Source organism: Sulfitobacter sp. DSM 110093 (assembly GCF_022788715.1).
Taxonomy (GTDB): domain Bacteria; phylum Pseudomonadota; class Alphaproteobacteria; order Rhodobacterales; family Rhodobacteraceae; genus Sulfitobacter.
The window spans coordinates 2,229,736-2,240,000 of record NZ_CP085167.1; the positions used below are offsets into that span (position 1 = coordinate 2,229,736).

Genomic DNA, 10,265 nt, shown 5'->3' on the forward strand with positions numbered 1-10,265 from the left:
TCTCCTCCCGATCTTATTTCACTGTTATCGATCACCCTCTTTCGGGCAAGACTGACCTAGGGTCGCGTTGCAAAATCTGTGGCGACGTGCAAAAGGAAACCAACATTCAAAACAAGGGCTCGGCCATGATCCTCTATCCCGCCATCGATCTTAAAGACGGTCAGGCCGTGCGCCTCGTGCATGGCGACATGGACCGCGCCACGGTGTTCAACGACAACCCCGCCGCGCAGGCGCTCAGCTTTGTCGACGCGGGCTGTGAATGGCTTCATCTGGTTGATCTTAATGGCGCCTTTGCCGGTGCTCCGGTCAACGCGGCCCCGGTCGAAGCGATCTTGAAAGCTTGCAAAGTGCCCGCACAGCTTGGCGGCGGCATCCGCGATATGGCAACGATTGAGAGCTGGCTCGATAAAGGATTGGCGCGGGTGATTTTAGGGACTGTAGCTGTTGAGAACCCTGATTTGGTGCGCGAGGCCGCTGCCGCCTTCCCCGGTCAAGTAGCCGTTGGAATCGACGCGCGTAATGGGCGCGTTGCGACCAAAGGCTGGGCGACAGAGACCGATGTGATGGCCACCGATCTTGCAAAGTCCTTTGAGGACGCTGGCGTGGCGGCGATCATCTATACTGATATTAACCGCGATGGCGCGATGGGCGGTCCGAATGTGAGCGCCACCGCCGATCTGGCACGGGCGGTTTCGATCCCGGTGATTGCCTCTGGCGGAGTGTCGTCGCTCGAAGACCTTGCAGCCCTGCGCGATACAGGCGTGATCGAGGGGGCGATCTCGGGCCGGGCGCTGTATGATGGAGCGATTGACCTGGCTGCCGCGATGAAACTGTTGAAGGGCTAAGCGATGCTGAAGACCCGCATCATTCCCTGTCTTGACGTTGCCGACGGGCGCGTTGTGAAAGGTGTAAATTTTGTTGGCCTGCGCGATGCGGGTGATCCGGTGGATGCCGCGATTGCCTATGATGCTGCGGGCGCGGATGAACTGTGTTTCCTCGACATTCACGCGACCCATGAAAACCGCGGCACGATGTTTGATCTGGTCACGCGTACGGCAGAGCATTGTTATATTCCGCTGACCGTGGGGGGCGGTGTTCGGACCGTAGCAGACGTGCGCGCCTTGCTGCTTGCGGGGGCGGATAAGGTCAGCTTCAACTCTGCCGCGGTGGCCAACCCCGATGTCATTGCTGAGGCAGCGGATCATTTCGGCAGCCAATGCATTGTCTGCGCCATAGACGCCAAGACCGTAAGTCCCGGAAAATGGGAAATTTTCACCCATGGTGGGCGCAAGCCTACGGGGATTGATGCGGTGGAATTTGCAAAGTTGGTCGCGGAAAAGGGCGCAGGGGAAATCTTGCTGACTTCGATGGACCGCGACGGCACCAAACAGGGGTTCAACCTGCCACTGACTCGTGCGATTTCGGACGCGGTTTCGGTGCCGGTGATCGCCTCCGGCGGGGTCGGCAATTTGGATCACCTTGTTGACGGGGTGATCGAAGGCGGCGCGTCGGCGGTGCTGGCGGCATCTATCTTTCACTTCGGCGAATATACCGTGGCGCAGGCCAAAGCGCATATGGCCGAAGCCGGAATTCCGATGAGGCTCGCATGACACTTGATGATCTTTACACCACAATCCTCAGCCGCAAAGAGGCTGATCCGTCAAGCAGTTGGACTGCGCAACTGTTGGCCAAGGGGCCGGAAAAATGCGCCGAGAAATTTGGCGAAGAAGCCGTCGAGGCGATCATTGAGGCGGTAAAGAATGACCGCGCTGGCCTCACCTCTGAGGCCGCAGATGTGCTCTACCACCTGTTGGTGATGTTGGCGGCGCGGGATGTGCCGCTGAGCGATGTGCTGGACGAATTGGCGCGCCGCCAGTCGGCCTCGGGCATCGCCGAGAAGGCAGCGCGCAAGTAATCACCCAAGCAGGCGCGGAATTTCCACCTTGGGGCAACGATCCTGGATCACATCCACGCCCCGCGCTTCTGCCTTGGCCGCTGCTGCGCCATTGGTAATCCCCATCTGCATCCAGATCGTTTCCAGATCGGGGAAGGCGGCGAGCGCCTCATCAACGACGGGTGGCACATCCTCGGAGCGGCGGAAAATGTCGACCATCTGCACCGGCGGGTCAATCTCGGCCAGAGTGGCGACGATGGTCTTGCCAAAGACCTCCTTGCCCGCATGCATGGGGTTGACCGGCACCACGTCATAGCCCTTTTTCTGAAGGTATTCAGCGACATAGTGGCTGGGCCGCGCCGGGTTGGGGGATACGCCAACCACCGCAATGCGGCGGGTGCGGGTGAGAACGTCTTTGATCAATGCATCTGTCATGACCCAGACCTAAGCGCATAAGCTTAAGTTTCAATGCCGCTATGACGCCGCGTAAACCGCAACGCTTTGCCTTGCCCACGATTGGCAAGTCTGCGGCTATTGCATAGGCTCACCCCAACCCAGCCGCGCGGAGGAGTGCGGGGCATCTCATACCATCTTCACCGGGAGCACAGGATGATCGATCAGACCTTAGACATGAACAATCTCGAAATGTCGGAGAAGGCCAAGCCGCTTTTGGCCGCTGTTACCAAACATATCCGCGAGAATGTCGATCCGATCACCGAAGAGTTCTTTCGCCTCGGCGAAGGACGCGCCGACCGTTGGTCCTATGCGCCGGGCCAATTGGAATTGCTCGACGGGGCCAAACAGAAGGCACGGGAGGCGGGGTTGTGGAACTTCTTTCTGCCCAATGCCGAGACAGGCGAAGGGCTGGCGAACCTTGATTACGCCTATATCGCGGCAGAGTTGGGCAAAAGCCCGCTGGCACCTGAGACACTGAACTGCTCTGCTCCTGACACGGGCAATATGGAGGTGCTAGAGCGCGTCGGCACGCCTGAGCAGAAAGAGCGTTGGCTGAAGCCACTGCTGGCGGGGGAGATTCGCTCGGCCTTTGCGATGACAGAGCCGGATGTGGCATCCTCAGATGCGCGCAACATCTCGACCAGCGCGGTACTGGACGGTGACGATTGGGTGATCAACGGCGAGAAATTCTATATCTCCGGTGCGGGCGATCCGCGCTGTAAGATCATGATCGTGATGGTCAAAACCTCGCCCGAGGCCGAGACGTTCCGGCAACAGAGCCAGATCCTCGTCCCGATGGATGCGCCGGGCGTTGAAATTCTTGGGCCAATGCATGTGTTTGGCCACGATGACGCGCCGCATGGGCATATGCACATCCGCTTTACCGATGTGCGCGTGCCCCGTGAAAACGTGCTTTGGGGCGAAGGTCGCGGGTTTGAGATCAGCCAAGTGCGGCTTGGACCGGGGCGGATTCACCATTGCATGCGCTCCATCGGATCGGCGGAAAAGGCGTTGGATCTGATGATCGAACGCGGGCTGGGGCGCGAGGCCTTTGGTAAGAAAATCATCGACCTAGGCAAGAACATGGAGACCATCAGCCGTGCGCGGATCGACATCGAAGCCATGCGGCTAATGGTGTTGAAGGCCGCCAAAGCGATGGACGTGTTGGGCAACAAAGAGGCCCGCATCTGGGTCAGCATGATCAAGGCGCTGGTGCCGGAAAAGGCCTGCGAAATCATTGATGCGTCGATGCAGGTGCATGGTGCCACGGGGATGAGCCAGTGGAGTCCGCTGTCGGGCATGTACACATGGCAGCGGGCGCTGCGCTTTGCTGACGGGCCGGATGAGGTGCATCATCAGGTGATCGCGCGGGCCGAGGTGAAGGCGTTTCAGGCGTCGAACACACGCGGCTCCGACGGCGAGAGCTGACAATGGAGTTGCATGGGCGCGTCATCGTTATCACCGGGGCCGCCAGCGGCATCGGGCGGGCTCTGGCGCTGCGCTTTGCGCGGGAGGCGCCTGCGCATATCGTCTGTGTGGACATCGACGGCGCAGGGGCCGAAACGACGGCGGCTGAGGTCGGTGGCACGGCGTTCCGCGTCGATGTCTCCAGTGAGGTCGAGATCGCGACGCTGATCGCAGAGGTCGAGCGTGATATTGGGCCGATTGATCTTTTTTGTTCCAACGCCGGTATTTCGGTTGAGGGCGGCGTCGACGTCCCAGATGCGGACTGGCAGCGCATCTGGGAGATCAATGTGATGAGCCATGTCCGCGCCGCCCGGCATCTGGTGCCGCTGATGCGCGCGCGGGGCGGAGGCTATTTGCTCAACACCGCTTCGGCGGCGGGTCTGCTCAATCAGGTCGGGGCCGCGCCTTACGGGGTGACGAAACACGCCGCCGTTGGCCTCGCTGAATGGCTGGCGATGACCTATGGCGATGATGGGATCAAGGTTTCGGTTCTTTGCCCTCAAGCGGTCCGGACCAAGATGATGCGCGGGCTGGAGGACCATGTCGCCGCGATTGACGGTATGCTGGAGCCCGAGCCTGTGGCCGAAGCCTGCGTGCAGGCGATCCGCGATGAGGTGTTTCTGGTGCTGCCGCATCCCGAGGTACGTGACTATATACAGGACAAGGCGCAGGACTATGACCGCTGGATCGGGGGGATGCGCAAATTGAACCGGCGGTTTGGAACGCCCGGTTCCAAGGAGCCGCTTAAACCTTAACCTTCGCCCTTCGGACGTATCGGGCGCAGCAAACCTTCTTGCGCAACGCTCGCCACCAACTGCCCGTTCTGATTGTAAATCTTCCCACGGTTGAAGCCCCTCGCTCCGCCGGTGAAAGGCGCATCCAACGCATAAAGGTGCCATTCATCGAACCGGATCGGCGCGTGGAACCACATGGCGTGATCCAGACTCGCCGTCATCACCTTGCCCTGAAACCACGTCAGGCCATGCGGCCGTAGGGAAGAGCCCAACAGGTTCATATCAGAAGCATAGGCCAGCAGCGCGTGCTGCATCACCGGCCCCTGCCCTTCAGCGGCAGCCATGCGGAACCAAAGATAGTTACGGTCGCTGACGTTTTCAGGCGTCAAGAAATCGCGCGGCTCAACCTCGCGGATCTCAATTGGCCGCTCGCGCAGAAAGTCCCCACGATATTTTTCGGGGAGCTTTTCCGCAAAAGCTTCGCGCAGCTCAGGTCGGTCCGGCCAGTTGTCGGGGGCGGAAACCTGCGGCATCTCATGCTGCCAGTCAAAACCGTCTTCCTCCACCTGAAAGGACGCCGAGAGGTTAAGAATTTGTTTGCCATGCTGGATCGCCACCACCCGCCGTGTGGTGAAGCTGCCGCCATCACGGGCGCGGTCGACCTGATAGATCACCGGAATTTTCGGGTCTCCGGGCCGCATGAAGTAGGCATGGAGCGAATGGCAGGTGCGGCCCGGCACCGTGCGATAGGCCGCCATCAGCGCCTGCGCGATGACATGGCCACCGAAAATCCGCATCGAAGTCTCGCCCCCAGCACCCGTGCCGCGAAACAGATCAACTTCAAGCTGCTCAATATTCAGCAGATCAAGCAATTGGCGCGCAGCGTTGGTCATGGGTCATCCTTCCGGGCCGGGGTATTCCCCCTAGCAACAGGTTTTCGCGCCAAAGCTCAAGCGGCAAAAGCCTGTGGCACCGGTCAGGCGTCGCGATCCAGCGCGTCTAGCCCATGGCGCGCAAAAACTGGCACATACTGCCCTAATTTCAGACCATATTCAGGGTTTGACGCATTCCCATCCAACGCGCGTTTCAACACGCCCTGAATGATCGCTGCCATCCGGAAAAAGCAAAAGGCGAGGTAGTAGCCGAAATTATCAATCCCCTTCAGCCCACGCCGACGGCAGTAGGCTGCGATAAACTCTGCATCCGTCGGCAGGCCAAGCGCCTTGCGGTCTACGCCTGCCAGCCCGCGGCCCTCGGCCCCAACAGGCATTTGCCATTGCATGATGACCGCGGCCAGATCGGCAAAGGGGTGGCCAATGGTCGAAAGCTCCCAATCCAAAACCGCGCGGCAGGCGGTGCCATAGGTGTCGAAGATCATATTGTCGATGCGGTAATCACCATGGACCAGCGTGCGCTGCCCGTCATCTTCGGGCAGATTGTCGGCCAACCGCTGCATCAATTGATCCATGTCAGGCTGTTTTTCAGTCTCAGACGCACGGTATTGTTTCGACCAGCGGCCGACCTGACGCTCGAAATAATTGCCGGGCGGGCCATAATCCGACAGACCGATCGCGTCGATGTCCACTTCATGCAGCGCGGCCAGAACGCCGTTCATTTCATCCATGACTTCGGCCCGCTGTTTGGGCTCCAACTCCGGCAGGGTCGGGTCATTGAAATTCCGCCCCGGTACATGGTCCATCACATAAAAGGTCGACCCAATAACGCTTTCATCCTCGCAAAGCAGGTGCATCTTGGCGACTGGCACTTGGCTGCCCGCAAGCGCCTTTTGCACGCGAAACTCCCGATCCACCGCATGGGCCGATTTCAGCAGTACGCCGGGGGGCTTGCGGCGCAGCACATAGTCATGCGCAGGGGTAGAGAGCAGAAAGGTCGGGTTAGATTGCCCCGCCTGAAACTTGGTCACCTCCAACGGACCGGCAAAGCCCGGAAGGTTCGCTTCCAACCACCGGCTTACGGCCACTTCGTCTAAAGATTGGGTATCCGTGCTCATCGCGCAAATTCCGCCGCCATCCGTGCCCCGGCGGCGAGATACTCGGCCTCTATCCGGTCGACCAATTCAGCAGCCCCGGCGATTTGTTTGACCGCACCAATGCCTTGCCCAGCACCCCAGATTTCTTTCCATGCCTTGGGTTTGGACGACCCATCCCCGAAATTCATCGAAGAGGCATCCGCCGACGGCAGATTATCCGGGTCCAGCCCCGCCGCTTGGATCGATGGTCTGAGATAGTTGCCCGACACCCCAGTAAAGAGCGACGAAGTCACGATGTCATCTGCCCCACCCGAAACGATCATATCCTTGTACCCGGGCACCGCATTGGCTTCTCGCGTGGCGATAAAGGCCGATCCCATATAGCCCAAATCGGCCCCCATCGCCCGCGCGGCCAAAAGCCCCTCGCCCGTGGCCAGCGCACCGGACAACAACAGCGGCCCATCAAACCACTCACGAATTTCACGGATCAGCGCAAAAGGAGATTGCGGCCCGGCATGCCCCCCTGCCCCAGCGGCAACCGCGATCAGTCCGTCGGCACCTTTCTCGATCGCTTTGTGGGCAAACCGATTGTTGATGATGTCATGCAGCACGATGCCGCCGCAGGAATGGGCAGCCTCGTTAACCTCCGCCCGCGCACCAAGAGAGGTAATCCAGATTGGCACCTTATGCTTTACGCAAATCTCAAGGTCGCGGTTCAAGCGGCTGTTGGAGCGGTGTACGATCTGGTTCACCGCAAAAGGTGCTGCTGGTTGGTCTGGGTTCTCTTGATTGTGCTTGTCCAAAGCTTCGGTGATCTGCGTCAGCCAAGCGTCAAGCAGTGGCGGCTCTCCTTCGGCCTCACGCGCGTTCAGCGCCGGGAACGATCCAACTATCCCCGCCTTACACTGCGCGATAACCAACTCTGGCCCCGACAGGATGAACATCGGTGAGGCGACCAGCGGCAGGCGAAGCCCCTGCAAAGCTTGGGGTAAATGGCTGTCGTTACGCATGGGCAGCCTCGGCGGTTATTGTGGTATTCATGGCAGTGCCCTCTCAAAAATATTCGGTCCCGACATCACATTGATGCCCCCGCTAACCGGAATTACAGCCCCGGTCACATATGCGCCACCGCGTCCGCAAAGGAACAGCATGCAGCCCCCGATATCTTCTTCTCGACCGACACGACCCAGCGGAACGTCTTTGCCAACAGCCGCGCGGGTGGTTTCATCTTGTGTGGCAAATGCTGTCATCCGCGACACAAATGGCCCCGGTGCCAACGCATTCACGGTAATCGCATCGCTGGCGAGTTCTTTCGCGAGGATTTTGCTTAAGTGAATGACCGCCGCCTTGGAGGCCGAATAGCTATACGCGCCATCGCCCATCTCGCGTTCGCCCATGACCGAGCCCACATTAACAACCCGCGCGGGATCATCCGCCGTGGCCCCGGCCCGCAAAAGCGGCAAGAGTTTTTGCGTCAGGTCGAACAATCCGGCGACATTCACGCCCATCACCTTATCCCAGGCGCGGAAGGGGAAGTGCCCCAAAGGTGCACCCCAAGTTGCGCCGGCGTTGTTCATCAAGATATTCAATTGATGACACCGCGCGTGAACCTCGGCTACCAGCGCATCGACACCTTCCTCGCTGCCGACATCTCCGGCAAACCCTTCGGCACTGCCGCGGGCACCAAGCGCGTTTAACTCTGTGGCGACAACCTCGCAGGCCTCACCGTTCCGGCTGGCCAACAGAACCCGCGCACCCGCCCGCACCAAGACTTCGGCAGCCATTCGCCCGATGCCCGTCGCACCGCCAGTAATGAGCGCGGTTTTCCCATCAAGCCTAAAAAGCGTTTCAATGTCCATACTCGGCCTCCCCGCCCCTCGCTTGTCGGTACTGTGACAGGGAGTTTGGCAGGGTCAAGCCGATGGGGGCGCACGCGCGCTGCAACCGGGGAGAAAAACTATGAGAAGGATGATGCTGTTTCACACAGCAAAACCGCCGCGGCTTTATGAGCTGCGGCGGTTTTGTTTAATTTTGATCATCGTTGAGAGATACTGATTTGAGGACCTTATTAGGTTTGGCGATGACCTACTCTCCCACGTCTTAAGACGCAGTACCATCGGCGCTACGGCACTTAACGGCTGGGTTCGGGATGGGACCAGGTGTTTTGCTCGCGCTATGATCACCAAACCAAATAAAGTCCTCAAGCGCTCTGCTTTTCAGAGGGACGGCGGGAGGTAGGGTATCTGTGGGATACCCGTTCCCGCGCTGTCACCACTGAAGTGCTGAGCGTTGTTTGTTCCAAGTCATGTACAACTGATTGTATGTGTATGCTTTTGATTGATAAGTTGAAGTCTTGCTTCTACTGGATCAAATCAAGCCTATCGAGCAATTAGTACCAGTCAACTGAACGTATTACTACGCTTACATCTCTGGCCTATCGACGAGGTGGTCTACCTCGGCTCTCAGGGATACCTTGTTTTGAGGGGGGCTTCCCGCTTAGATGCCTTCAGCGGTTATCCTGTCCGATCATAGCTACCCAGCACTGCTATTGGCATAACAACTGGTCCACCAGTGGATCGTTCACCCCGGTCCTCTCGTACTAGGGGCAACTCCTCTCAAGTATCCTACACCCACGGAAGATAGGGACCGAACTGTCTCACGACGTTCTAAACCCAGCTCACGTACCTCTTTAAACGGCGAACAGCCGTACCCTTGGGACCTGCTCCAGCCCCAGGATGAGATGAGCCGACATCGAGGTGCCAAACACTGCCGTCGATATGGACTCTTGGGCAGTATCAGCCTGTTATCCCCGGCGTACCTTTTATCCGTTGAGCGATGGCCCTCCCACTTGGGACCACCGGATCACTATGGCCGTCTTTCGACTCTGCTCGACTTGTCAGTCTCGCAGTCAGGCTGGCTTCTGCCATTGCACTCAACGAGCGATTTCCGACCGCTCTGAGCCAACCTTCGCGCGCCTCCGTTACGATTTAGGAGGCGACCGCCCCAGTCAAACTACCCGCCACACAGGGTCCCGGAACCGGATAACGGTCCGCGGTTAGACATCAAGCAGAACAAGGGTGGTATCTCAAGGGAGGCTCCACCGAGACTGGCGTCTCGGTTTCAAAGCCCACCACCTATCCTGCACATGTTCGGCCTAATGCCAGTGTGAAGCTGTAGTAAAGGTGCACGGGGTCTTTCCGTCTAACCGCGGGTAACCGGCATCTTGACCGGTAATTCAATTTCGCTGAGTCTATGTTGGAGACAGCGGGGAAGTCGTTACGCCATTCGTGCAGGTCGGAACTTACCCGACAAGGAATTTCGCTACCTTAGGACCGTTATAGTTACGGCCGCCGTTTACCTGGGCTTCAATTCAGAGCTCTCACCCCTCCTTTTAACCTTCAGGCACCGGGCAGGCGTCAGACCCTATACGTCGTCTTACGACTTCGCAGAGCCCTGTGTTTTTAATAAACAGTCGCCACCCCCTGGTTTGTGCCCCCAGCCTCTAGTTGCCTAGAAACCGGGCCTCCTTCTCGCGAACTTACGGAGGTATTTTGCCGAGTTCCTTCAACATAGTTCTCTCAAGCGCCTTGGTATTCTCTACCTGTCCACCTGTGTCGGTTTAGGGTACGATCTAGCGATGGAGCTATTTCCAGGGACCTCTAAGCAGCCCATTCAATCCGATAAGGATGAACTACCCTCGAGATCCGTCACTTCCATCTGGCCC

10 protein-coding genes and 2 rRNA genes (1 of these 12 running past the window's edge) are annotated in these 10,265 nt (G+C 58.7%); 5 read left to right on the top strand and 7 right to left on the bottom strand.

Translation table 11 applies throughout. The features are described 5' to 3' along the window. Window positions 1-125 precede the first annotated feature (125 nt). From hisA to DSM110093_RS10905, 3 genes are read left to right on the top strand one after another with little or no spacing between them, the layout of a single operon-like run. Complete coding sequence (gene hisA, locus DSM110093_RS10895) at window positions 126-845, top strand: 1-(5-phosphoribosyl)-5-[(5-phosphoribosylamino)methylideneamino]imidazole-4-carboxamide isomerase (RefSeq protein ID WP_243265082.1); 720 nt, start codon at window positions 126-128, stop codon at window positions 843-845. 3 nt (window positions 846-848) lie between these two features. Then, window positions 849-1,610, top strand: coding sequence for an imidazole glycerol phosphate synthase subunit HisF (gene hisF, locus DSM110093_RS10900; protein ID WP_243265083.1), 762 nt, complete (start codon window positions 849-851; stop codon window positions 1,608-1,610). Then, entirely contained in the window at window positions 1,607-1,915 is a 309-nt protein-coding gene (locus DSM110093_RS10905; protein ID WP_243265084.1) for a phosphoribosyl-ATP diphosphatase, read from the top strand. The genes hisF and DSM110093_RS10905 overlap by 4 nt, the downstream gene beginning before the upstream one ends. Here the strand turns inward: DSM110093_RS10905 and DSM110093_RS10910 are convergent, their stop codons facing one another. After that, window positions 1,916-2,329 carry a CoA-binding protein gene (locus tag DSM110093_RS10910; RefSeq protein ID WP_243265086.1) on the bottom strand — a complete coding sequence of 138 codons (414 nt, stop codon included), beginning with the start codon at window positions 2,327-2,329 and terminating at the stop codon, window positions 1,916-1,918. It abuts the gene before it with no gap. 195 nt (window positions 2,330-2,524) lie between these two features. Between DSM110093_RS10910 and DSM110093_RS10915 the strand changes: the two genes are divergently transcribed. Both DSM110093_RS10915 and DSM110093_RS10920 read left to right on the top strand, forming a co-directional pair. Continuing rightward, window positions 2,525-3,778 (top strand): acyl-CoA dehydrogenase family protein, encoded by a 1,254-nt coding sequence (locus DSM110093_RS10915; RefSeq protein WP_243267716.1) that lies wholly within the window; start codon window positions 2,525-2,527, stop codon window positions 3,776-3,778. A 2-nt stretch (window positions 3,779-3,780) separates the two neighbouring features. Next, the gene (locus DSM110093_RS10920; RefSeq protein WP_243265087.1) at window positions 3,781-4,572 is read left to right on the top strand and encodes an SDR family oxidoreductase; all 792 of its coding nucleotides are present in this window, start codon (window positions 3,781-3,783) and stop codon (window positions 4,570-4,572) included. Here the strand turns inward: DSM110093_RS10920 and DSM110093_RS10925 are convergent. From DSM110093_RS10925 to DSM110093_RS10950, 6 genes are all read right to left on the bottom strand, one after another. After that, window positions 4,569-5,444 (bottom strand): acyl-CoA thioesterase II, encoded by an 876-nt coding sequence (locus DSM110093_RS10925; protein ID WP_243265088.1) that lies wholly within the window; start codon window positions 5,442-5,444, stop codon window positions 4,569-4,571. The genes DSM110093_RS10920 and DSM110093_RS10925 overlap by 4 nt on opposite strands. An 83-nt stretch (window positions 5,445-5,527) precedes the next feature. Continuing rightward, window positions 5,528-6,562 carry a phosphotransferase family protein gene (locus tag DSM110093_RS10930; protein WP_243265089.1) on the bottom strand — a complete coding sequence of 345 codons (1,035 nt, stop codon included), beginning with the start codon at window positions 6,560-6,562 and terminating at the stop codon, window positions 5,528-5,530. Further along, on the bottom strand, window positions 6,559-7,551 hold the full coding sequence (locus DSM110093_RS10935; protein ID WP_243265090.1) for a nitronate monooxygenase family protein: 993 nt from the start codon (window positions 7,549-7,551) through the stop codon (window positions 6,559-6,561). The genes DSM110093_RS10930 and DSM110093_RS10935 overlap by 4 nt, the downstream gene beginning before the upstream one ends. 27 nt (window positions 7,552-7,578) lie before the next feature. Then, window positions 7,579-8,400 carry an SDR family oxidoreductase gene (locus tag DSM110093_RS10940; protein ID WP_243265091.1) on the bottom strand — a complete coding sequence of 274 codons (822 nt, stop codon included), beginning with the start codon at window positions 8,398-8,400 and terminating at the stop codon, window positions 7,579-7,581. A 213-nt stretch (window positions 8,401-8,613) separates the two neighbouring features. Beyond that, window positions 8,614-8,728, bottom strand: a 5S ribosomal RNA gene (gene rrf / locus DSM110093_RS10945). Window positions 8,729-8,909: 181 nt separating this feature from the next. Next, window positions 8,910-10,265: ribosomal RNA gene (locus DSM110093_RS10950) — 23S ribosomal RNA — on the bottom strand (it continues 1,478 nt past the right edge of the window).

Coding starts and splice junctions, on each gene's coding strand:
- hisA (WP_243265082.1), top strand. CDS start 126: ATGATCCTCTATCCCGCCATCGATCTTAAAGACGGTCAGGCCGTGCGC.
- hisF (WP_243265083.1), top strand. CDS start 849: ATGCTGAAGACCCGCATCATTCCCTGTCTTGACGTTGCCGACGGGCGC.
- DSM110093_RS10905 (WP_243265084.1), top strand. CDS start 1,607: ATGACACTTGATGATCTTTACACCACAATCCTCAGCCGCAAAGAGGCT.
- DSM110093_RS10910 (WP_243265086.1), bottom strand. CDS start 2,329: ATGACAGATGCATTGATCAAAGACGTTCTCACCCGCACCCGCCGCATT.
- DSM110093_RS10915 (WP_243267716.1), top strand. CDS start 2,525: ATGAACAATCTCGAAATGTCGGAGAAGGCCAAGCCGCTTTTGGCCGCT.
- DSM110093_RS10920 (WP_243265087.1), top strand. CDS start 3,781: ATGGAGTTGCATGGGCGCGTCATCGTTATCACCGGGGCCGCCAGCGGC.
- DSM110093_RS10925 (WP_243265088.1), bottom strand. CDS start 5,444: ATGACCAACGCTGCGCGCCAATTGCTTGATCTGCTGAATATTGAGCAG.
- DSM110093_RS10930 (WP_243265089.1), bottom strand. CDS start 6,562: ATGAGCACGGATACCCAATCTTTAGACGAAGTGGCCGTAAGCCGGTGG.
- DSM110093_RS10935 (WP_243265090.1), bottom strand. CDS start 7,551: ATGCGTAACGACAGCCATTTACCCCAAGCTTTGCAGGGGCTTCGCCTG.
- DSM110093_RS10940 (WP_243265091.1), bottom strand. CDS start 8,400: ATGGACATTGAAACGCTTTTTAGGCTTGATGGGAAAACCGCGCTCATT.